General features: G+C 40.1%; 28 protein-coding genes. 2 read left to right on the top strand and 26 right to left on the bottom strand.

All coding sequences use genetic code 11. From position 1 onward, the window contains the following. Positions 1–96: 96 nt before the first annotated feature. Positions 97–534: an HIT family protein gene (locus MKY65_RS06435; RefSeq protein ID WP_256705882.1), complete on the top strand. Its 438-nt coding sequence runs from the start codon at positions 97–99 to the stop codon at positions 532–534. Positions 535–633: 99 nt separating this feature from the next. Here the strand turns inward: MKY65_RS06435 and MKY65_RS06430 are convergent, their stop codons facing one another. The 22 genes from MKY65_RS06430 to MKY65_RS06325 all read right to left on the bottom strand — a co-directional run bounded on the left by MKY65_RS06430 (position 634) and on the right by MKY65_RS06325 (position 19,681). Further along, positions 634–804, bottom strand: a complete 171-nt coding sequence (locus MKY65_RS06430; RefSeq protein WP_339183343.1) for a hypothetical protein — start codon at positions 802–804, stop codon at positions 634–636. 449 nt (positions 805–1,253) lie between these two features. Further along, positions 1,254–2,024 carry an N-acetylmuramoyl-L-alanine amidase gene (locus MKY65_RS06425; RefSeq protein WP_276540062.1) on the bottom strand — a complete coding sequence of 257 codons (771 nt, stop codon included), beginning with the start codon at positions 2,022–2,024 and terminating at the stop codon, positions 1,254–1,256. Between the two features lie 50 nt (positions 2,025–2,074). Continuing rightward, positions 2,075–2,335, bottom strand: coding sequence for a holin (locus MKY65_RS06420; RefSeq protein ID WP_256705879.1), 261 nt, complete (start codon positions 2,333–2,335; stop codon positions 2,075–2,077). Positions 2,336–2,340: 5 nt separating this feature from the next. Then, positions 2,341–2,655: a hypothetical protein gene (locus MKY65_RS06415; RefSeq protein WP_339183340.1), complete on the bottom strand. Its 315-nt coding sequence runs from the start codon at positions 2,653–2,655 to the stop codon at positions 2,341–2,343. Between the two features lie 70 nt (positions 2,656–2,725). Next, positions 2,726–2,980 (bottom strand): hypothetical protein, encoded by a 255-nt coding sequence (locus MKY65_RS06410; RefSeq protein WP_339183338.1) that lies wholly within the window; start codon positions 2,978–2,980, stop codon positions 2,726–2,728. Continuing rightward, positions 2,970–3,419 (bottom strand): hypothetical protein, encoded by a 450-nt coding sequence (locus MKY65_RS06405; RefSeq protein ID WP_339183337.1) that lies wholly within the window; start codon positions 3,417–3,419, stop codon positions 2,970–2,972. The genes MKY65_RS06410 and MKY65_RS06405 overlap by 11 nt, the downstream gene beginning before the upstream one ends. Continuing rightward, positions 3,416–7,384, bottom strand: a complete 3,969-nt coding sequence (locus MKY65_RS06400) for a phage tail spike protein (protein ID WP_339183335.1) — start codon at positions 7,382–7,384, stop codon at positions 3,416–3,418. The genes MKY65_RS06405 and MKY65_RS06400 overlap by 4 nt, the downstream gene beginning before the upstream one ends. 33 nt (positions 7,385–7,417) lie before the next feature. Continuing rightward, complete coding sequence (locus tag MKY65_RS06395; RefSeq protein ID WP_339183333.1) at positions 7,418–8,200, bottom strand: distal tail protein Dit; 783 nt, start codon at positions 8,198–8,200, stop codon at positions 7,418–7,420. A gap of 10 nt (positions 8,201–8,210) precedes the next feature. Continuing rightward, a complete protein-coding gene (locus MKY65_RS06390) occupies positions 8,211–12,773 on the bottom strand; it encodes a tape measure protein (RefSeq protein ID WP_339183331.1) in 4,563 nt (1,520 codons plus the stop codon). Between the two features lie 133 nt (positions 12,774–12,906). Beyond that, positions 12,907–13,161 (bottom strand): hypothetical protein, encoded by a 255-nt coding sequence (locus tag MKY65_RS06385; protein ID WP_193062992.1) that lies wholly within the window; start codon positions 13,159–13,161, stop codon positions 12,907–12,909. 137 nt (positions 13,162–13,298) lie between these two features. Then, complete coding sequence (locus MKY65_RS06380; RefSeq protein WP_339183327.1) at positions 13,299–13,679, bottom strand: tail assembly chaperone; 381 nt, start codon at positions 13,677–13,679, stop codon at positions 13,299–13,301. Positions 13,680–13,796: 117 nt separating this feature from the next. Further along, entirely contained in the window at positions 13,797–14,339 is a 543-nt protein-coding gene (locus MKY65_RS06375) for a phage major tail protein, TP901-1 family (protein WP_339183325.1), read from the bottom strand. A gap of 12 nt (positions 14,340–14,351) precedes the next feature. Then, positions 14,352–14,741 (bottom strand): hypothetical protein, encoded by a 390-nt coding sequence (locus MKY65_RS06370; RefSeq protein ID WP_339183323.1) that lies wholly within the window; start codon positions 14,739–14,741, stop codon positions 14,352–14,354. A gap of 34 nt (positions 14,742–14,775) precedes the next feature. Continuing rightward, positions 14,776–15,591, bottom strand: coding sequence for a hypothetical protein (locus tag MKY65_RS06365; protein ID WP_339183321.1), 816 nt, complete (start codon positions 15,589–15,591; stop codon positions 14,776–14,778). Between the two features lie 45 nt (positions 15,592–15,636). Next, the gene (locus MKY65_RS06360; RefSeq protein ID WP_339183319.1) at positions 15,637–15,999 is read right to left on the bottom strand and encodes a hypothetical protein; all 363 of its coding nucleotides are present in this window, start codon (positions 15,997–15,999) and stop codon (positions 15,637–15,639) included. 136 nt (positions 16,000–16,135) lie between these two features. Beyond that, on the bottom strand, positions 16,136–16,489 hold the full coding sequence (locus MKY65_RS06355; RefSeq protein WP_339183317.1) for an HK97-gp10 family putative phage morphogenesis protein: 354 nt from the start codon (positions 16,487–16,489) through the stop codon (positions 16,136–16,138). Continuing rightward, the gene (locus MKY65_RS06350) at positions 16,489–16,797 is read right to left on the bottom strand and encodes a hypothetical protein (RefSeq protein WP_339183315.1); all 309 of its coding nucleotides are present in this window, start codon (positions 16,795–16,797) and stop codon (positions 16,489–16,491) included. Before MKY65_RS06350 ends, MKY65_RS06355 begins: the two co-directional genes overlap by 1 nt. After that, positions 16,797–17,150, bottom strand: a complete 354-nt coding sequence (locus MKY65_RS06345; protein ID WP_256705868.1) for a phage head-tail connector protein — start codon at positions 17,148–17,150, stop codon at positions 16,797–16,799. Before MKY65_RS06345 ends, MKY65_RS06350 begins: the two co-directional genes overlap by 1 nt. A gap of 2 nt (positions 17,151–17,152) precedes the next feature. Continuing rightward, on the bottom strand, positions 17,153–17,434 hold the full coding sequence (locus MKY65_RS06340; protein ID WP_276540061.1) for a hypothetical protein: 282 nt from the start codon (positions 17,432–17,434) through the stop codon (positions 17,153–17,155). Positions 17,435–17,499: 65 nt separating this feature from the next. Then, on the bottom strand, positions 17,500–18,558 hold the full coding sequence (locus tag MKY65_RS06335) for a major capsid protein (RefSeq protein ID WP_332094349.1): 1,059 nt from the start codon (positions 18,556–18,558) through the stop codon (positions 17,500–17,502). Positions 18,559–18,571: 13 nt separating this feature from the next. After that, a complete protein-coding gene (locus MKY65_RS06330) occupies positions 18,572–18,931 on the bottom strand; it encodes a hypothetical protein (protein ID WP_339183312.1) in 360 nt (119 codons plus the stop codon). 15 nt (positions 18,932–18,946) lie between these two features. Continuing rightward, complete coding sequence (locus MKY65_RS06325; RefSeq protein WP_339183309.1) at positions 18,947–19,681, bottom strand: DUF4355 domain-containing protein; 735 nt, start codon at positions 19,679–19,681, stop codon at positions 18,947–18,949. A gap of 236 nt (positions 19,682–19,917) precedes the next feature. On the opposite strand from MKY65_RS06325, the gene MKY65_RS06320 reads away from it, so the two are divergent. Further along, the gene (locus MKY65_RS06320) at positions 19,918–20,235 is read left to right on the top strand and encodes a hypothetical protein (protein WP_339183307.1); all 318 of its coding nucleotides are present in this window, start codon (positions 19,918–19,920) and stop codon (positions 20,233–20,235) included. Positions 20,236–20,435: 200 nt separating this feature from the next. Here the strand turns inward: MKY65_RS06320 and MKY65_RS06315 are convergent, their stop codons facing one another. The 4 genes from MKY65_RS06315 to MKY65_RS06300 are packed head-to-tail and all read right to left on the bottom strand — an operon-like array spanning position 20,436 to position 23,149. Further along, positions 20,436–20,606, bottom strand: coding sequence for a hypothetical protein (locus tag MKY65_RS06315; RefSeq protein ID WP_339183305.1), 171 nt, complete (start codon positions 20,604–20,606; stop codon positions 20,436–20,438). Next, positions 20,603–21,526 (bottom strand): minor capsid protein, encoded by a 924-nt coding sequence (locus MKY65_RS06310; RefSeq protein ID WP_339183303.1) that lies wholly within the window; start codon positions 21,524–21,526, stop codon positions 20,603–20,605. The genes MKY65_RS06315 and MKY65_RS06310 overlap by 4 nt, the downstream gene beginning before the upstream one ends. Further along, positions 21,516–22,979: a phage portal protein gene (locus tag MKY65_RS06305; protein WP_332094279.1), complete on the bottom strand. Its 1,464-nt coding sequence runs from the start codon at positions 22,977–22,979 to the stop codon at positions 21,516–21,518. The genes MKY65_RS06310 and MKY65_RS06305 overlap by 11 nt, the downstream gene beginning before the upstream one ends. Positions 22,980–22,996: 17 nt before the next feature. After that, positions 22,997–23,149 (bottom strand): hypothetical protein, encoded by a 153-nt coding sequence (locus MKY65_RS06300; RefSeq protein ID WP_339183299.1) that lies wholly within the window; start codon positions 23,147–23,149, stop codon positions 22,997–22,999. Positions 23,150–23,159 lie beyond the last annotated feature (10 nt).

Raw genomic sequence — 23,159 nt, 5'->3', positions numbered from 1 at the left:
AGTAATGAGGGCAAAATTTGATTTGGATAAAGATTTAGTAACTGAATAAAAATAACCTTTCGAAATGCTTCAAAAGGGGAGGATTTAAACTAAATTATGGAAAAATGTGTTTTCTGCCAAATCGTTAATAAAAATAAACCAGCCTATATAATTTATCAAAATAAAGATGTAACTGCGTTTCTGGATATTAACCCTGCTGCAAAAGGACATGTATTAGTCTGTCCAAACAATCATATTGAGAAATTAAATGAAATTCAACATCCCAGTATTTCTAATGCCTTGATGGAATCTCTAATCAATGTTTCGAATTTACTGATTCAATCAGGACTATGTAATGATTTTTCAATTGTGCAAGCAAATGGCGATTCAGCCAGCCAACATATTAAACATCTTCATTTTCATATAATACCTAGGCAAAAAAATGATAAAATACATTTTAAACTAGATACAGATAAAATCGCTGCACTAAATGATAATTTAGACAAAGTATATGAACATCTTTTATCATTTAAATGTTCGTCGAAAGATCAGTAAAAATACTATCAAGAATGAAGAGAGTATAGAGTGCTGAAAGATAAACAAACCAATTCTTAACGTCGCTTAAGTTTTTAAAGCCCCCACAACCGTGAGGGCTTATTTTTTACCAGAATTTATCAAAACAATGACTGGATTTTTTCTTACAACGACTTTTGTAGCAATTTTTTCGGCATTTGTTATGATCATCATAATAGTCGTCTTTTTTACACCAATCATAACCATAATCATATTCTTTTTTCTTGTGGCAACGACATTTACAATGATCATCGTATTTCTTCTTACATGGGTCATAATAGTAACACATAGCTTTATCACTCCTTTCTCAATCAATATACGCAATATCAGAAAGAGAGTTTGGACAAAGCTAATAGTAGTTAACAAATTTTATTTTAAGTATGAATTCACGTGTATCGCATACGAAAAAGGAAATAAAAAGACGCCTGCTATGTATGACAGGCGTCTAATTGCAGAGTCACAGTTATCCAAATGCTGAAGATGGAGGTATTAGATTTATGTAACTCTACAGAGCAATTATAGCTTAAAAAATTTTAGTTATGTAACCCCCTTGGTGAAGAAAGGGGGTATTTAATTGAAGAAACCTGTACAAGGTTTACTCTTCAATATATTTATAGTCAAAACAATTAGGTTTTATTCCAAGATAAATCAAAAAGGAAATTTAATTATTACAAGCCCCACACCAGTGAAGGGTTTATTTTTTACCTAGTGTAATATCTTACATACTGCGTGCTGGCAGTGATATACAGTCCGCTCTTAAGCTGGTACATGTAACCATTACCAACTTTAAATTTATCTCTAGCCACTGTAAAAACTTCACCCTCATTAACGATTACCGCTTTGTCATCCCAATTAGCAGTGTTGTAAGTCCATAAGGACGGTGTGATTACCTCAACGTAACCTTGCTTGCCAGAGCCACCACTACCAGATTTACGTTTTAATCCAAGAGCTTGAGCAATACCATTTGCATGACCTAAAGCAATGCGGTCAAGGTAGGCATCTGATTTGAGTTTATTTGCATCTGCTGTGGTATCAATAAAGCCGTTTTCTGTTAAAACTGCTGGCATGCTCGACTGACGTAACACATGGAAATTAGCACGCTTTTTACCACGATTGTTAAAGTCAACCTGCTTCATAACTTCCGCATGAAGCTTATCACGATACGTTACCGTGTTATTGGAGACACTGCCGTTATAAATATAGTCCTCATAGCCAGTTCCTCCACCAGCATTAATGTGGATGGATACAAAATAATCAGCACCCCAGCTGTTTGCATCATTTGTACGCTGTGACAGGCTTCGAGTCGTGTCGCTTGTCCTACTCATACGAATACTATGCCCTTCATAGTCACGATTTAAGATATCTCGTGTTTTTAGTGCGATTTTTAAAGTAAGCACCTTCTCCTGTAATCCGTTTGCAGCTGCACCTGGGTCTGTTCCGCCGTGTCCTGGATCTAAATAAATTTTTGCCATAATAAATTCCTCCTAAAATAATTTTTTATATAGAAAAAGAGCAGCCGTAGCTACTCTTTTGTCTCTCCTTGTCTCTGGTTACCTAATTCAAATAATCCTACTGACGCTAAACCTGCCATTCCACCTGCCCATACTCTTGATACTGCTTCAATATCGCTGAATGGCCATGCCATATATCCAAGTAAAATGCCTGTAATGACTGCTACAAATGGCAGCAAATTTTTCTTAATGGTAAAACCGACCTTCAACGCCTGTACTACTCCTGTGATAATAGGTGCTAACAATGTAGCTAAAACTAAAATTTCTTGCATTCTTATCATCCTCTCTGGGTGTCTTTAAAATAATACTTTTCCATACGATCAATACGACCTTCCATTTGATTAAGCGTGTTGCGTATCTGTTTTAACGTTTCTGTCGTTTCCTGGTGTGCTTTATTTGTTCTATCAAGATGCTCTAGTAACTGCTGTTCTCTGTCTCTCGAATCGCATACTTGACGGTCATACAGCTTAATCAAATCGTCTTCACGCTTTACGTTTTCTTTTCGCTGCTCTCTGATAACGAGTGCGGCTAAAGCTATTGCTAGGATAGCCCAAACAAATTGGGATGCTGCCACCTCCATAATAAATTCCAAGATACTAATCCCCCTACAATCAGACATTAAAAAGAGGCTAGCATAGCGCTAACCCCATAAAAAATAACGCTTATTCAGCGTTTTCTGTTTCACGGGCTGTCAATCGCTCGACAACCTTATTTTTAATCAATTCTGGAATCGCTCCATCTATACCAGCTTGGAAATATTCCGTTATCTGCACAACAATCGCTCCATCAATATTGAGTCGTTCCCTGTCATCGCCTTCAATCGGTGAATTACCTCGAAAACTGACTAATCTAACCTGCTCACCGTCCCGTTCAATGTTGCGTGAGCCAGTTTCCTTAAATTCGTAGTTATTCATCATCCTTATCCTCTCCTTCTGTATTTTCTTCCTCTGCATTTTCAAATGCTTCTGCAAGTATGAAATGAGCCTCCGCCTGTTGGCCGGATAACTCTTTATCAAAGTCATTTACTAACTTCTCGACTGTCTTCAATGCTGATTCAAGGTTTTTATCATCCAGCACAAACTCCTCTTCAAACAACGCCTTATGCGCTTCATTGAATTCTTTCTTTTCTTTGATTATTGGCTGGCCATTATCAAGGAAGATAATCTCCTCCTCATCATCCAACTTGGCATAATCTTTAAGAAGCGTAACTTCCTCCTCCTTCACCTCCTTGTCCTTGTCTGCAATCGCCTTAACAACTCGCATCCGGTGCACGTTTTTCTTACCCTTTACAGACACCGTATTTTTTAGAAAATCAGCTACGTTTCTCAAATCTTTATTCTGTATTTTAACTGTCATGCTGCACTCTCCTCTAATTGTTTTATTCTGTCTTCCATTTTGGTTACTTTATTTTTCAACGCTTGATACTCGATGCGTTGCCAGTTGATTTCTTCTTCCAGCTTTGCATCAATTTCTTGTACTGCTCGGATCGTAGGCGCTATTAACTGCTCATACTGTACGCCGTACATGCCGTCTTCTGATTGATTAACCAGCGACAAACCTGTTGCTCTATCGCCCAATACACTGATTAAATCTTGAGCAACCACGCCGTATTGAACCTCGTTTTTAGTTATCCCGTGATTTAAGTCAGCTTGAGTTGCTTTTAATCTAAATTGCTTTGGTTGTAAATCTTTAATAAAGTCTAAGCCCAAATCTAAAGTCTGGATATCCTCTTTTAGTCTTTTGTCAGAAGATATATTAGGGCTATTTTTTAAATATATATAACTCCACCGATGTAGACCGTTGCCGATATTATAGTTATTCTCATGCGAATTTATCGGTCTAAAAGTCGTGTTGTAACCATCATTTTGCGGGAATGTGTCAAATCGATAACCGCCATTAGCCGAACCGCCGTTGGTGATTATCAACGCACCCTCACTTCCGCCGGTACGAATCGAATCTGCATACACCCTATCCCAACGGTTAAGGTATCGCCCTAAATCATAATTATACGAACCAGTGTTTTGTGGGAATATGCCTCGTCTACCGCTTAGAGCATGTAACCTGAATATATAACCACTCCCGGACCTGTCAGCCAAAGAGTAGATGCCGAAATTTTGACTGATAGCATTAACGCCGTAACCTTCCGAGCCTTCTGTGCCGAGACTGTGAATACGCAATCCTCTAAAGGTAGAGTCATTAACACTATGTGAACCATCTGATACACCAATACCAATCATCGGGTTTCCATTAGTGCCCAAGCTATGGTCAAACTGGATGCCCGCAGAAATGCCATTATTACGATATAGCAGGCGGTTGTTTCGGTTCGTAAACCTAATCATCGCTCCATTACCAAGGCTAAAATCAGCGTTACGCATCGTCAGATTACCGGTGTTGAGGTTCAAGTCCATATTGTTATTATTGGATAGCAACCTTCCCGAGCGCAACGTACCCATATTAGCGCTAATCGCCTGTAGATTTGCAGCATTAATCTTATCAGCGTTAAGGCTGGCAATTTTTGCGTTGGTAATCGCTCCATTTTCAACTTGGGCTGTGCCTATAATGGCACGACCCAACTTTGCACGCTCTATCGTACCATCGGCTATATGTGCATTTTGGATAATGGCTTCATCTATAAGCGATAATCCATTCAGATGGATTAATGCGCCAGATAATCGTATACCTTCACGATTTACGTTGATTTCGGATACTATCTCATCCACGTTTACTTTTAACGTGATGTCATCTGCTAATTGTGTAATTGATGATTCGGCAATAGTCATACGATTTTCCATATCTTCCGGTGCTGGAGTCCAGTCAGTAACTTTATTCCCCTTTTCTAATTGGAAATTATTAAAATCGAAAGACTGACTATAATTTGTACCTATCGCAAAAGTAATTTGAATTGCGATTTCATTTGTATCTCTCGAATGAGTAAACGGAGCAGTATATCTATATATCGTATTACCGTTAGATGTTACTCCTATTTCTTCTCTTTCGAAATCAACACCATAATTTGTATCACCATTCACTAAAACCCATATTTGTTTAGGATAAACTCCACTATAATTTTGAATCCCCTTAAAAGAGAAGATATAGTCATTCCCTTTGCTTATAGATAAGGTTTGATAAGGAGTCCTTAGTTTCGTCTCATTACCTTGGTTATTTGACCCACTCCAAAACCTTCCGAAAGATTCACCATCAACATTTGAAATCAGTGTACTGTAATAGGTATCCCAAAATACTAATCGGTTAAAATTATCTTCGTTCGAAAAATCTGTATATCGCAATAGGTTACGGCCGCCAATACGAATATCGGATACCGTTTGTTGCACGCCCCATGCATATACTCCGACTTCTGCAATAGTCTCCCTTAAAAATCTTGACTCCTCATTAAATTCTGTTTCAGTTACCCGGTTTAAAATTTCGCGTTCGTTCTGTCGGATAAGACTTTCTTGATGCTCTAGATCTTTTACTATGCCTTTTTTATCCGTTTCATAAGTTGTGATGCTGACTGTATTTTCAAACATGTCATCGATATTTTCGATAGTATAAACATCACCAACATTGACCTTATCTACAAGTTGACCATCTATAAATTCCAAGTCATCTGCTATTTCACTAATATCTCGCATCACATCTTCACGTGTTATCTGTATCTCCTTGTCAGTGTAGATACGTGCCTGCTGGTTGATTAAATCTTTGGCTTCCTCACTGATTTGGTCAAAGTCTACGCCGTTTTCACCGATGATATCGCTGATACGATGCAACTCTCTCATACGTTCGGCTAGTTCTGGTCCCCACATAATATCTTCGGTATCAACCCGATGCGTTGCCGCTCTTACCTGTACAGACCAATCAGAAGGCCTGCCATGATAGTTGACTGCTCTCACTCGGTAATACCAGACTTCATCTGTACCGACAGTGTGAGCAAATGCGCTGACATCACCGCGCCATAAAAGATGCTGTGTATCTGGTACAAAGTCCTCTGTGCGACTGCCGTAGACCTCGTAATGCTTGATAAACATTTCATCCGCATACTGCCAGTACAGCTGAATGACTTCCATACCGCCGTAGGCTTCCAAGTTAACAGGTGTAGATGGCTTACGGTTCGGGTAGCTATTTTCATCAATTCGATGTCTTGGCGGGTTGTTCTTAACATCCTCTATTTCTTTCCGTAGGTCGTCGATATCGTCTCCAAGGTCAAGAAACTGCCCCATTTCAACGACCATCGTTCCCTCGATGTCCATCAGGTCATATTCCATGGCTATTACTCTAGCTTGGATTTCTATCGGTCTTGCGAATTTACGGTCGATAGCCTGGCATGTATCACCTAAACGGACTTTTTCGTCGAATAGCTGGACTGATAGGCGGTAGTTTACCTCTGGCTTATTAGCTTTTTGGAGTGCTTCCCAAGTAGCCAGTAGCAAATCCTCTGGGTCTTCGTAATCCTGATTGCTAAAGATGCCAAAACGGTGTTTCAAGTTACCGTCCTCATCATAATGGCCCATTGCGAGCCTGTCTTCATCCGTGCCAACCCATTCCTGGCCCAACGGCTTGTCTACTGGATCGCCATTAGATACTTTCCACTCAACATCAGCAAAATCTATATATCTTGTATATCCACCTGTATGCTCACCGTCTTCATCTTCGACCTCAAGACTTGAGCCAAAACCATACAGCGCTGTTTTCGGATAGGAAAGAACTTCTCTTTCAATCTCGACAACATTATGGCCAATCTCCATTCGCTGACCATGCTCTTTACCATGTCGCTGAATAAGCTTTAGATAGCATCCTGTGATGCGGTTTGTTCTTTCATCAAAGGTAACAACGTCTTTTATCTCACCGCCCCAAGTAGCAATGATGTCCTCTAATGCTTCGGTGCTGAAAATACGATAAAAATTTGTTGTCGCTCTGCCCAGTTCAACCTCTACAACAGCTTGCCAGCGAGTACCTTGTACCGCGGCTTCCATGGCCACATCTACTAGCTGATCGATGAACCGACGTTCCTCTATCACATGGTCGTTTAATTCAGCATGATATACGGGAAGGCAGACAGCCCTTGTCTTGGAGCCGGAAATATCAGATGAATCCTTTAACCGTTTGATAATAAACAGGCGATAGTCCCCTTCATGGTCACGGAAAACAACTTTATTTTCTTCTTTAACATGCTTAGAAGTGGGATGCTGTGCATTTACAACAAAAGAAAAAGGCTCAGTTGGCACGCTGTTTATCTCAATACGATACGGCGCTTCAATAAGCCCAGTTTCTGCAGTTATGACTGTTAACGGCTGTTCATCTTGACTGAATATAAATACTTCCATAAGTTCCCTCCTTTCAGTCTGACGTAAGTAAAATTAATATATTCTTTCCTCATAACTTAAATGGCACGCATGGCTGGCTTTTACAGTCAGCACTCCTGGAGTAAGAGGCTTATAGTTTGATGCCAATCTGATGACATGTCTTAAATCTCTATCATCATTGAGCCATACCTCTCTGCCTTCATATTTAATGGTAAGCCTGTCACCTTCTATAAAACCGAAGCCGAGTAAAATATAAATGCCTTGGTCTGTTTCCAGTTCAAATTCATCTGCATCCTGACTAAAAGTCAGATTAACTTCCCAGGGCGTTTCGTCTTGCCCTGTGATGGTATAAGAGCTTTCGTTCGTACCAACTTCAATGGTCTTCCCGTCCATCCGTTTAGCACTATCCGCACAGGTAAAAGTCATCGTACAGATAAGACTATTACTGTCCTCATCTGGAATGCTTGCATCGGATAGTGTTGCTATGAAATGAGCATCTTCATCAGTAAACTCTAGCCTTTTTTTGCTGCCTTTAATATAGCCATTCAGCCGGTTAAATCTATCTCTAAAGCCGGCACTTGTTTTATCTTCAATTAAAAATTTGACAGTAATCTCCCGCACATCATACAGGGTACTATTCTCTTTCGCCCCATGCATGCCGGGCATTTCCGTCAAGTCCAGCCGGCGATTGAGTATACCTCTACCGCTGACCGATATTGTGACAAACCTGCCAGTATCATCTGTTAGTAGTTCATCAAGATCGTTTCCATTGAATACAGTTCGTAAAGTCATAGAGGTGCTTTGTGCAGCCTCCATAGTATCTATAAATTTATACATAAAGCACCTCCTATCTCATTCTCCTTGGTTTCAGACCAACCTTTTTGATCTGCTGTTCGTCTGATATATCATCCACAAAGGCACTGTACGTCTTATCGCCTAGAGTGAAATTGATATATGCAGGTTGCGGCATTCTAAAATTGCCTTGATGACTAAACTCATGGCTAACACGAGATTGTATTTGAGCATTGGTATTAGCAACTTGTCCGGCAATATCAAACTGCGGTGTTGCCACATCAAATGGTGACGATACATAATCAGCCATTGCGTCCATAATGTTATACACCTTACCAGCATACTGTTCAATTCCAACTGCAATACCTTCTGGAATCCAACGACCAACATCGTCCCTCATAATTCGGGATGGTGATTTAATTTTCAATGCACTGCGCATAGTTGATGCGACACGACTTGCTATGTTGCGTGCTGTAGACATAACGGCGCCGGATCGGCTGTTTAATCCGCCTTGCAAGCCTGCCATTGCGTTAGAACCGACGCCGGACATCGCTCCGCGCAATCCTCTGAATGGAGAAACTAATCCACTAGATAACCTCGACATAATCCCCATGCTAGCCGATGCACCGGAATTCAAACTTCCTTGGAAAGCGCCCATAGATACTCGGGCTAATCCTGGTAATCGGCTCAAGCTATTACTCATATTGGATACGCCGCTTTGCGTGGTTCGATTAAGGCTTTGCATTCCCATGTCAGTTCTGTTAATCATGGCTGTTGTCATAGTAATTATTGAATTAATTACACTAGATTGATTATCAGATATACCATTGCCTAAACCTTGAGATACGAATTGACCAATAGCAAAAAACACACGAGAAGGACTGTGCGTATCAAATTCACCTCTTGCTACGTTAATCACATCTTGCGCAACGGTGCGCATAGCACTTACCGTACCGTCACCCATTCCGCGAATACCGTTACTGAGGCCGAGGCTGACATTATTTCCAATTGTTTCAAATGTAGACTTCGGCAACCCACTCTCTGTCGTAGTGGTTACGTCATTCGTTAAGGTTTCTGCAGCGCTTGTAGCGTTACCTTTGCTACCTTCGATTCCTGTGCCAGTACCTTGACCTACGTTACCGCCATAATTGATATAAATAGATTCAGGCATACCCTCTTCTACTTCAGATTGAACACCACTTGTCATGCTGTTAGCAGCACCAGTTGCTTCACCCGTACTCCCTTGGATTCCTATCGCTGTTCTAATCGGCACGGAGCTTCCGAATATTTCTAGCGGTGTACCTTCGAGCGCTGCTGATATTTCTTCGCCTGGCGCTCTTCCAATTTCACCGGAAGCCCATGCAACGGATTCTTTACCGTTGTTAAGCGATCCTGCAAGTCTGGTTGGAACGCCATCTGCCGCTCCTTCGATATCAGAATTGTTCATTTCTTCTATCGCTGGATTAGTCGCTTCTCTACCTAACATTTCAGAGGCAGCCTTTACATAAGGAGATCCGGTTTCCATTCCAGCAGATATATCAACAGGAACTTCTTCACCTTTTGCAGAGAAATCATGGTTTCCTAAAGCTATATCAAGCCCTTCCCAAAGTCTTCCACCTAATCTGGTTGTGGATTCCTCAACTTCCTCGGCGCTTTCATCAACCCCGCTTGCTGTCTCATTTCCAACTTGAAGACCATACGCCTCCCAATCCGCCTCATTGATTTGCGTGCGAAGGATTGTTTCCATACGTTCTACAAGAGTTGTCATCAAATCTACAACTTCTTCGAATCCTTCACCTAAAGCATCTTTAAGAGCATTTGATGATAGTTCTCCACCTTCTTGGTAAGTGTCTGCTAACGTTTTTAATTTCTCACCACTAGTGCCTTCAGTTCCTTCTAAATCATCAACCATTTCTTGCAAGACAGCCGCATGGTCAATCCCCATATCTTCAATGAATGGAATAAAGCTTTCATAACTATTGTCTCCTGCCCATTCCATCAATGTGGCTTGGTTCTCTCCCCACTGTTCCACCATTTTTTGGTTATGCTGCATGGTTTCAATCATGCTGTCCATAGTGTGGTCAGTCTTGCTTTCAATTTCTTCGAAAGCGTTGGTTGCAGCATCTTTTAATTCTCCGTATTTATCAGCAAGCGAATCAAAAGCATCTTTTGCAGCTCCTTCTAAATCCTCATAAGATATGATGATGTCATGGTTATTGTCAGCGATAATGTCTTTAGCATTCTGACTGGATTCAACCATTGTGTCTTTCGTTGTTTCATATTGAATACCTAGTTCATCAAGTGTTGCCAGTAACTCTTGCTCTTGTTCGTCAAGTTCTTGTATTTTTATTCGAGCGTCAGCAGTGTCGTTTCCACTCTCTTGTATAGTTGAGTTCCATTCTTTACGCATCGCTATAACTTCATCGAGTTGTAGTTCTACTTCTTGCTGCTCTTTTAAGATTTCTGTTAGGCGTTCTTGGGCAGCGTTACCCTTATCTTGCTCCGCCATAAGATCGATACGCGCTTGCATTTTTTCAGTTGATTCGCTCAACATGTCTGCTTCTTCGTTATATGAAGCGTTTAAACCATCAACATTACCATTCAATTGTTCAACTGCGATGCTTAGATTACGTTTATCCTCAGCAGATTTGTTTTCTTTTTCTGATAGTTCTTCGACCGTTCCCAGTAATGTGTTATTCGCTTCTCTGGTTGCATCAATATCATTAACTCTATCTTTATAAACTCCGGCACTTTCATTCATAGAATCTATTAATGTATCAGTAGATTCTCCCAGTTCATCTGTTTCTTCCTTTAAGCGCTCGGTTTCTTCGCTAGTTTGGTTGAAATGATTCCATACAGCGTATGCTCCTGCGGCTAATCCAGCTGCTCCAGTAATAATCCAGCCAACGGGACCCATTAGTGCTAACATCGCCGTCCTTAGACCTGTTGTTGCTACTCCAAGTGCCATTTGTGCAGCAATTACTGCTGTCGCCCTGCCTCTTAAAGCATTGTAAGCTAAGGACATTGCTGTTGTAGTTGTTGTGACAGCTGCTTGAATCACTGGGATTCCCATTAGAGTTGCTTTAAAAGCAAGAAGTGCTGTACCAACGGATTTGACCACCATCAACCCTGCAAACGCTACTGCCATTCCACCAATAACAGGAACAAACGGTTTAGCCACAGTCAGCAAAGGACTAAATACATCTAACAAACCAAACAATGCATTTCCAACCGGTTCAATTACAGCAGCTGCTGTTTTCATACTTGATTCCATGAAGGAGCCAAATTCACTAACCATATCACGCATCGTTGGCAATCCATTATTTGTAAGCATGCCGTCAATCGCTTCAATGATTGCGGTCACGCCACGGGCAGCCGCTGCGCCCATATTGGCAAATGCACCAGACCAAGATGCACCAGCTTCTTTTGCTGCACCGGATATATTAGTAACACCATTGGTACCTTCCATCATGGCTGTAGTAACCGTATTAACAAATTCCTCTGCACTAATTTCACCATCAGACAATGCTTTAGATACTTCATCAACACTTCTACCGGTTGCCTGAGCGTATATATCAACTGCTGGAATACCGGCTTCAAATAATCGATTTAATTGGTCCATGCCAACTTTACCTTTTGTCAGCATGTTTTGGAGCGCATTTGTTACGTTGGCAAACTGCTCATTTGAGCCATTGCCATAAAAAGCTACAGCATCTCCCCAAGCTTCTATATATTTAGTCGCTTCTCCTACTTCAACACCACGCGTTACAAAGTCCTGCACACTGGATGCTGCGACATCCAAACCGTAAGCTGTACCAGTTACAATGTCATTCGTTTTATCGAGTGCAGCATTAGCATCCGTTGTACTACCTGTCATTTCCGTCATAACACGTTCGAACTGCTCCATGGTGTCTATACGTTGAAACGCTAAGTCAACTGCATTACGTAGCACTTTAAATACACCAACTGTTGCAGCTATTCCGGCGATTGTTTTAATCAACTTATTCATGGATATATCTGTTTCGTCAGCTGAGTCGCTCACGCCATCTAATCCATCTTTCGCTTGTTCACTACTTCCGCTGACACCTTCTAACGAATCGGATGCGCCATCAATTCCTGCTCCGGCACTTTCTCCGCTCATTCCCGCTTCTTCAAGTGCAGACCCTACATCACTAACGCTAGTCGTAGCACTGTCACTGCTTCCGTCAACACTATCCAGTGCTGCATCGACAATATCTACTCCAGCGCCGGCACTGTCACCACTTGTTCCCAAATTATCCATCGCATCGGTTACACCGTCGACAGTTGTTGATGCCTGGGAACCGCTGTCAGACATGCCGTCTAATGACGAATCAAGAACATCTAACCCACTGCTTGCGCTATCGCCACTGGATCCTAAATCATCAAGAGAGGAACCTGTGTTGTCTATCGCGCCAGATGCTGATGAACTTGAATCCATCACACCTCCCAACGCAGCATCTACCGTATCAATACCAACACCCGCACTGCTTCCGCTGTCATGAAGTGAATTCATGGAGTCGCCTACATCATACATTCCGGATTCAGCACCACCAGTTGCCCCTGTGATACCTTCGAGACCGGATTCAACAGACTTCATTCCGCTTCCAGAACTGCTGGCTGCGCTATCGAAATCGATTATGCTTTGTGTGCCTCGTTGAAATGATCTAATAAACTCTTCAATACCGGTCGCTCTCAGATATGCTTCCACACTGTATTGTTCAGAAATAGTATTAACCTCCCTTCTTATTAAGGATTTTTGCTGCTTCTACCATTCTTTTTTGTCTATCAGTTAAATTGCTTTTGTTCGGTTTGCTTGGACCTTCTAATGACTTAATAGCTTTTTCATAATCAAAGAAAGACTTGAAGTCTTTGAAAACAGGCTCCATTTTCGGCTTGTCTTTACTGCCGACGTTTTTATTTGCGGTAACTTGATGATTAAGCCACGCTTGCATATGCATGTCATATTGCTTGTCGATTTGAGCCAAATTAAAAGCCCTCATCCGCAGTGAATATTCACGCAGTGAGAGCACTTTGATGTCATAAAGGCTTGTAAATCCTAAATAACGAAAGCAATTTATTACAATCTGTTCATAGGCCTCTTCTGATGGAGGATTTTCATTCTTTACTGGGCTTGTCTCTGTTCCCGTTGAGCTCGTTGAACGCCTTTTTTGAACTCTTGCATTTTTGGTTTCAAAAAAACCGATTCTTCCATAGCCTCTGTAATGGTTTTAAAAAGTTCTTCTAATTTTCCTTCTGCAGCTTGTCCCTCGATATACTCATCGATACCGCTATTAGATGGCTTAGATTTAAGGTGATCAGTTGCCGCTTTGATAATATCTACCAAAATAACTGGATTCCTCGTTCCTAAGTGAGTGATAGCTGTCTCTACCCCGACCCCTAACGGAATTCCTTGCGCCTTTACTGTATGAAATTCATCCATCTTTCTAATAAATCCTAAACCAAAAGCTAACTCGTATTTTTTCTCGCCAATTTGAATTTCCATAATAAAATTCCTCCTAGTATAAATAAAAATAAGTACAAAAAAAGAGCGCCATTTCAGCGCCCTTAGTCAATAATTAACGTGCTACCGATTTCTGCATCCCCAATCGCTTGGGGTACATTAGGGAGTTTCTTCTTCGTCATCATCACCGTTTCCGTTGTCGTTTTCACTTTCAGGCACGGTATCGGTAAATGCATACTGTACTGCTTGCTCTTGTTCTTCTGTTAACGTGGCCATTCCTGTTTGCGGTTCTAGTTCTACGACAAGGTTTGACTCGATGTTTGACTGCTCCTCTACATTCGCTGGATTCTCCCATGAATCAAGATATCCTTGGCAATAAACTGCTGGGTATTTTCCGTCATCATCCCTTAAATCTTCATCCACTGTAACTTCCCAAACTTCCAGTCTAGATCCGGATTTAACGGCATCTTCTAACATTTCTCTCACAGGGTCGTCCTTTGCTTGAATTGCTGAGATACTAACAGCAGATTCTAATTCTCCGACTTGAACTACCGTACCGTCTTTAGTGACGATAGATTCTAATTCACGGCTGTAACTAAACGTATGCTCCGTTTGAAACACTAATTTAGCTGCCGCTTTATCTCGATCTGTATACTTTCTGAATAGCAATATTTTATCCTTACCTTGTAACATTTCTGGCATGTTGTTTCCCTCCTAATTTAAAGTAGCTTCACAGCTTAAAACGCCGTGAAGCAATGGTGTTCCGGTTGAATTGTCGGGCAGTACCCGACCGGTTGTATGGTGATTCAATACTTGATATCCGTCGGTCTTTGAGAGTTGGTAAAAAGCATTTTTGATAGCATTACGCATGTCTATGACTGCCCTTCTGTTCCGTACGGGGTCATCTGCATAAATGTGTACAGTGACCTCATAATCTCCAAATCTGTTAAATTTAGTTCTTCTATTAATCTCGAATAATTCTCCAACGAACACAAAAGGATACGGTGCTTTACTATCCGGGAGATAGTTATAAACGCTATATCCAAGTTGTTGACACAGAATCATTATTCTATCGTGGAGCGCTTGATCTGGACTTTTACGCATCGCGTCACCTCTTTCAAGGCATAATAAAAACGCCTTACGATATAAGGCGTTTTAACTCTTGAAACTTACTATTTATATCCTTGAAATCCTCTGGATATATTTCTAATAGTTTCAATCCATGCTTATTATATAGTTTTGTTTTCTTCACTCGGCGCTCATTGTATTTTTTGTTGTTTTGAACGCCCCATATTTCTACATATACATCATCGATTAAAAAATCAGATGAATATCGCTTGTCGAAAGGTAATCTCGGTTCATACTCATGTTCTATACCATTTCTAGAAAGAAGATTATCGAATGATTTTTCGTAATATGACTTAACCATATGACCATCATCACACTCTAAAAGGCTTTTTCCATTAAACAAGTTAGATTTAACTTCTATTCCAAAGTCATACAGCCTTCTTGATACTGCGCCACCACCACACCCTAGTATTTTCCCAATCTCTGTTGTAGGCAGTTCTTGGTTGACATATAGTTCTATCAATTCTCCTTTTGTTGGTTCTTTAAAATGTTTACCTAATCGAGTTTCTGCATGGGTTCTAGTTGTTAACCCATAAAGTTTCAGCCACCTAGGAATATTTGTAGGGTCAACATTTAAAGCCTTACCTATTTCTTCATAGGAAAGCCATTGATTCCAATACAAATCATTTATTTTTTCTTTAGATGGTGGCTTATATCCTTCTGGCATTCTTGTTTCTGATGCAGTTCTTCGATTTATTCCGTATCTTGTTAAAGCCGCCAAAATATTCTTTTTAGAAGTATTGTATTTATTAGCAATTTCTATACTGGATAACCTCTTTATTACGTAGTCATTGTATAGAATTTCTTTAGGAAACCCCATTTCCATAGATTCATAGAAACATTCTTTACTACAATACTTTCTTCTATCCGCTTAATTTGGTTTTGTTTCGAACTCTTTATCACAATTAGGGCAAATACAAGTAATGCGCCTTTCTTGTGATTTATTTTGACAATCCTTAGAACAAAATTTACCGTAACCCAACGCAAGCGCCGATTGCTTTACAATAAATTCTTTATCGCAATATTGGCATTCGGCTTTTGCACTTTTACCACTAAACAGGTTAGCGCAAACTCTGTCGCAAAATTTATGTTCTCTTTTGTCTTGGTATTGAATAATTAACTTACCACATTGAGAACATTTGAATTTTCTACTTTTTTTACACTTGTTTGAACAGTATTTTTGGTTCCATACTTTCTTTTCAAAAAGCGAATCACAAGTAGGACATTTTTCCATATTGATTACCTCCCCAGATAACCCCCATTTGTTATTGGCAGGCAGGAAGGTGGGTGCCTTCTTTTCGGGTGCGACCCTAGCCTACATCTCTATTATATCATAATTGACACCTATCAACCATTGATATAACAAGGTTTTATCGCATTATTCGTTCCATGTCACTAATGAATTGTTTCCGTTGTTCAAAGAAACTAGGTCGAAAAAAATCTTGAGAAGCCATAAATCTTGTTCCGTAAATCAAATAAGGGCTATAATGCGTTCCTGGTGAAACTTCTCCAGTGAATCCATTGTCTGAAACACTGCTTGTTATAGACCTCTTTGTTGTTCCTGTAGCATATCCTTTTGTGAAAGTAGCATTCCTTTGCATTTTCCTTTGTAATTCAGATGTGTTCAATTGAACAACCTTTTTCACAGCACTCAAATCAGATTTCTTTTGCATAGCTTTTATTAATGGTCCAGTTCCTTTGATACCAAAACTGCCCCTAGCCATTATACTTCACCCTCAACAAAAATAACGCCTTTCCGGTAATTGGATTGGCGTTTTGGTTGGTAAGTCTGCTTTTCGTTGTCACCTAAATACAGATGCTTAAAATCTTTATAATAAGGCTGTTGCAAACGAATGACAGTCATTACCCTATCTATCTGTCCGAATATCTGATTGGTTCGGTCTATGCCTAGTTTGGATACATTACAAGGAAGTGTTCTTTCAACATTCTCTCCCGGTATCCATTCGCCTTTTTCCGGATCATAGTATCCATCGGTTTCACTAACGAAGGTGACTCTTTTATCAAAGTGCATTAGAAGAACAGCACCTTTCCGCGCTTCGGCTTAGATTCTTCATCCTCCACATAATCATCGATGATATCAAGATACGGATCCAGTTCCTTATCTAAATCATAAAAATCGATTTTGTGACCTTCTACAGATTCAGATTTCATACCTTCTGAGCCAATACGATTGAAGCGACGCAAGGTTACTTCTTCGATGATATACTCCAATTCTTCTGGAATCTCTTTGATAGACTTGTTAACTTTGCGTAACTTACCTAACAACAGACTGCGAACATTTTTAATCAAAACATCCAAGACAGGGTCCTGTAGATTGTCTTGGATATTTAATACGATTTTCACATTCTTTTTAATTTCATCCATGATTATTCACCATCTTCAATCAATGCCAATAACGCCGCCACTTGTTCTTCGGTAAATTGAGGTTCGGCGTCTTGGCCATCTGCACCGTCAGAGCCAGCAGGACCTTGTGGACCCTGTTCGCCGGTATCGCCTTTATCTCCCTTATCACCTTTTGTTCCTCGTTGTCCTTGAGGGCCTTGTTCCCCTTGCGGTCCTTCCACTCCATCAATTAACTCTGCGAAATCCTCACCAGTAGGTTTTTTACCAGTGCTGAACATTTCTTTTAATTCTTCTTTTGTAGCCATTATTAGCCTCCTATCCTATTTCAAAAGATTCACCAATTGTGGCTTCCCCTATTGATAGGGGTCCATTAGGGAGTACCGTCAGCAACCTTTGCGATAAAGATATTGTCAATAGATTCAAAGGACGGCAGTACAATTTCAGACACAATGTTATAAACGTTGACCGGATGCGGCTCTTTTACCGATGTTACAGCGATAGCGTTGTCAATAAGTGATACTTCGGCATCGGTATTTCCACTCATGAGATCAGCTTCTTCCGGAGTTGTCCCAAAATAGGTGTTACCTAAATTACCTTCTGGAATCAGAGTAAACACATCGTCCGGAAAGAATAAATTAGAATCTCCACCAACTTCTGTACTGTACTTTTTGTTGTAGACAGCAATGGTTAGACCTAATTTGTTTGACAGGTATTGCTGCACCATCGCATCAGTTAGAATGATGTTCTGACCTCCTAGAGGATTCATATCTAACCGGATTGTTTTATTGTTAACTAGATAGTTCCATGTCTTACGTGTGCAAATCGCTCTCGTAGGACGTGTGCCAGTTCTATCCTCAATTTCATCCTGCCATTCTTTAATGTCAGTAATCGGATTAGAATCTGGATTACTCCATTGATTTGAACCTGTCAGTGTATCTTGATTGTTATCTGAAAGATCATAATCATAATCATAAACTTGCCGACCGGATTCAATACTAATTTGACCAGTTGATAATAGCTGCATAATCATTCGTTCTGGCACAACTCTTGCACCATCTACTAGATTAGCAACATCATCATAAATACGATTAATCAAAGGCATGAGATACTGTGAATTAGCTGACCCCATTACCTTTAAAATTTCTTGGCGTTCTTTCTCACCGATTCGCATTCCTTCACGGAAAAACGGCATTTCTGTTTCAATTTTCGTAACGCCAATACGGTCACGTAAATCAGCTTTTGCATCAAATGCAGATGCTTTCAATGCTACTGGAAGTCCTTTACTCCCTTTAATCCATGACAAATCTAATCCCATTTGCTTTCGTGCAGGGAATAGCGTTTCTCCTAAATATGGAATGCGGTCTGAGGCATTCTCTTGATAATAAGTTGCAATATTTGGTGCGTTTACTAAATCAAAAATGTTATCCATTATCAAAACTCCTTTATTTAATAAATTTAATTTGGTTTAATGCTGCTTTTGCTTCTGATGCTGGTGCTTCTGGCAATTTATCTGTTTCGATAAATGCATGAATGAGTGCTGCACCAGCTGCAGGACCATACGTTACATCCACATCATTAAACAAAACACCCTCTGCATTTTCATCATTGGATTTAACAGCGAATTTTGACTTATCGTCAATGAAACCTCCGCCAATAACAGTTCCTGCAGGGACAATCTTCTTTCCGTTTTCGTTTGCTGATACACCTGAGTCGCCCACCGTCACCGGCAGTGCAACATAATGGTCAGCAAACTTTAAAATTTGTTTTTGTGGTCCACCAAATGGTGTTTTTGTAAATTTCATTCTTCATAACCTCCGTTATTTAAAATAATTTCCTTGTGCTTTTTCAACGTCAACACTATTTTGCTTATTTAATTGCGCTAACTGCTTACCTAAGTTGTCTTTGTTTGAAGAACCTCCCGCGCTACCAGCTGGCGGTGTGTCCTGTCGCAATTTCTCTTTGACTGCATCATTTACAGCACTGTCGAATGCTTCTTTAAATGTTTTGATATTTGCTAACGTGCTTTCTGCATCTTCACCAAGTAAGATGTCAGCGAAATCAGAAGGTAGTTTCTTTTCTTGCAAATATGCTACTGCATCAGAGCGCAATTCTGATCGCTTAATTTTTTCTTCACGTTCTAAAAGTTCCTTTTCACGCTGTGTCAGTTCCTCTTGTTGACGTTCCTTTTCAGACAACTTGGATAAGCGCTGCTGTTCTGCCAATGCATCCTTGACAGCTTGATTGATAGCTTCTTGCTGCTTTGGTTTTTGATTCTCTTCAAAGGCAGCGACTGCCTTGCTAATTTTGCTATCCACTTCTGACTGAGTGAAGGTTTTTTCATTTCCTTCTCCGCCTTCACCATTGCCGGACTCGCCTTGTTGGCCGCCTTCTCCTCCATCACCTTGCCCGGCGCCTTCCTCGCCCTCAGCAAAGAACTGTAAATCAAGTGGTAATCCTTGCTGTGCCTGATGTGTCAATCTTGATGCAATCTGACCTTCTGTAAAAGGAGTTACATTCGCTAACTTTTTAACTTTATCCATTAATTCATTCATCTTCGTTTCCTCCTAATCCCATGCAGTCATTCCTATCAATCTTTCACCACATAAAAAATAAGCCCCGTACAGTCTTTTTACAGCCCGTTCAGTGCTTATCTCTAGGAAACTATTCAATTGATATTTAACGCCCACACAGTATTAAATTTTGATAGTTTAACGTCGTTCCGGACAAAAGCAATTGTATAGTATTCACCTCCGTTAATAGATATAATCTAATCAGGAGGTGATTAACTATGGATAATCTTGAGGTTGTTGTAACTTTCGCTAACGATGAAAAGTTATATATTAAACAAGATGCTATTATTTTTCCTGTTCGCTTAGTTGAACATAAAAACGAAATATTTTGTTCCACTTCTGAACCAATTGTTTTAGAGGAAGAAATGCATCACAGTGAAGGACTGATACCTGCATTAACATCCGTTTTTGCACTTAATGAATTCTTCTTTTTATCTGAAGAAGGACAAACAAACAGAACTGTTTATAAAACTGGGTCTATTGTGTCTTTGGAACAAAGGAAACAACAAAAAGCTGGTATCGGCAGGTTTTTCTAATATTCAATTCTGATTTCAATCAATTTAACCGCACTAACGCTTGTCTGCTAAGTGCGGTTAATCCACTCAACATCTTTGAGTTTGTGGTAAACCTCTGTTCCGTCCATCCAAGTGAAATCACCAGTTCGTTCCATTTTCGCATTTAGTTTTTCAACCCACATTTCACCGAATCCTCTTTCATATCTAACAATTACAAAATTCTAAGCTAATTCAACGGATACTGTGGAATCAATTGGAGAACTGAATAATATTGTTCCATCTTTGTCATAAAAGATATACACATCATCTCTAACCTCAATAGAGTTCACTTCAATAACCTTTCGTTCTGTCATCCAATCACCATTCGCCACTGCAATTAAATAATTCATCATGATTCTCTCCTTTCAACCTCTTCCCAAAATGCTTCTCTGTCCATGTATGCTGCAGTAGAGCATCGGCAATTTGGGTGCATTGGGTACATATTTGTACCGATTTCCATAGCGGACTTTTTGAATATCTCACCATCTAATGCTTTGCAAATAGGACAGGCATCAGGCTCACTAATAAATTCGTACTGTTCAAAATTAGCTTGGTCAAGGCTATCTTTAAATACATCACTTTGTACCCTGGCCACTTCTGTCCGCATCAATCGTTCTGAATTACTGATACTGGAATCAATGGACTTCCTAAGTTCTCTGGCAAGTTCCCTTGGATTCAATCCTTGAACAATTCCGCGGTTCAATTGCCTTTCAACTTCCAATCGTAGTGCATCTTGATTGCTCCACAATCGTTCTGACCAAGTAGCATTCTGAAAAGAGGAATTGACAATCGTATCAATTTTCTTAGCGTTTGCTGTGACAGTCTCACCTAAGATTCCTGACTGCCTTTCATACTCTGCTCTTGCTCCCTCGGTCAATGACTCATCTAGTATTCTTTCCTCATCACTAGCCATAGCGATAACCTCTAATCGAATGTCATGTTTCAACATTTCCAAGCGATTGATACGCATAGTAGCATTATAAAGACGCATTTCCTCATTGGCCGTTACTGTGAAATTCCTTTCCTTCACATATCGTTTTACTTTCTCGGCGTATCGTTTAACATCAGCCTTTCTGACGCGTTTTCTAGCAGCAGACATAGAAATACCTTCCTTACCAGCGTATCTGGCGTAGAAGGCTTGTATTAGTAACTCTATTTCCTCTAGTGCAGCATCCTGATTTGCACGGATCCGTTTGGCTATCTCAGCATCATTTTTGATTTGGTTGCGTATGTGCCTTTCTTCACGCCGTCTCCAGTAAGAATTATTCGCCATCGTCGTTCACTTCTTCTTGCTGCTCTTCCGAATTCTGATGCTGATGCTCTTCAAAATCATATTGCGGTTGATTGATAGGACGCTGTCTTTCTTCTTCTTCCAGTTGTTCTATTTCTTCATCAGCATTCTCGATGAATGACAGCTGGCTAATCATTGTCTTTTGAGATAACTGACCACCGGCATCAGTGAACCATTTCATTTCAGCTTCGATATTCTTCGGTAAGTTTTCTGTAAAGGTAATATTTAATTCGGATACATCAATCTCACCTTCACTAGCTGTCTTCATCATGTTACTTATCAATCGATAACGTTCACGCAAAGCACGCTTGAACCGTCGTTCTTTAGCTGCACGTTTTTGTTCCATGAGAAATAGCTTGTACTTCATTACTTCTCCACTCATGTTTCCCGCAAAGTTTTCATCACTTAAATTAGGTGTGGCAGTGAATAAATGAATATCGTTGGCTATGCGCGTTTTATATGATTCGGATCCTTGTACATCGTACTGCTTGTAAATGTAATCAGCATTGGCAGTCGATTCTCTACCATCTGCGTTTGGCTCTGTTTTAAGGAAAATGATATTATTCTTTTTCATTTCTTTCGCTTCTTCTACTTCCAAATCCAAATTACCTATAATCTTTAGCATGGCATCATTTAAATCCTGTGAGTAATTGGCTAAGTCAGATTGCGCTCCATCGTACATGTCGATAAGAGCCAGCACATCTTCAAAATCACCTTGTCGAAATTTGTTATTTTCGTACTCGATGATAGGCACGCCTTCGAAGTTATTAATTTCTTTTTCCTTTTCTTCCTCTGTTTCCGGTTCAACGATTTGCAATTTACTGCCGTCTTCATAATTCAACTTTAAATTTTTTTCAGATGTATAGAGTAGCACCGTCTCTTCTTCGGAATACTTACTTTTAAAGTAACGAACACCAGCAATTGGTTTACGTTCCACTGTTTCGTCATAGATGACAAAAGTATTCAATACATCAACATGCGTGAAGTGATATTCATCATCGGTACCGCGATAGAGTAATTCATATGCTCGGCCGTATATAGATTGATCAAGTACCAATTCACTGTTATGTTCGTCAGCATCATTAATACGGTTCATATCTCTGATACGCTCTGATACATCTTCATCATCATGTGTTGTCTTAAGAGGGATGCCAACCATATATCCTTGAATGAATGTACTGACATATCTCGCAAAGTTATGCACCGCTCTGTTATCAGCAAGGTGTTCTTCCCTGCGACGGTTGTCTTTTAGAATGGTTTCATTGTTGCCCTTGAAATAGTTTTGCAGAGTTTGAAGCCTTGGCCGCTGTACTTTTTTGTGCTGCTCTATCATCTGCTGCAAGTGTTCCATATTTTCGAGTAACTTATCTGCACTTTCATAGGTGAAATGTTCGTTTGCTTCATCTGAGAAGCGTTGCTTAGTTCCTGTCGCCATGTCATCCCTCCTTTCAGTTACACAATCCCTTTAAGTTTTTCTAATACGGCTTCAATGTCTTTCTTTCCTATCTCGGTGCCGCATGTCCTTTGACCAGCTATTGCTCTATCACAGATGAACTTGATATCTTGCATGGTTTTAATTAATTCATAGTAATCTTCTAAATCCACTTTCATATAA

It is taken from the genome of Oceanobacillus sp. FSL W7-1293 (genome assembly GCF_037969815.1).
Classification (GTDB): domain Bacteria; phylum Bacillota; class Bacilli; order Bacillales; family Amphibacillaceae; genus Oceanobacillus; species Oceanobacillus oncorhynchi.
This window is presented reverse-complemented; position numbering and strand designations above follow the sequence as displayed.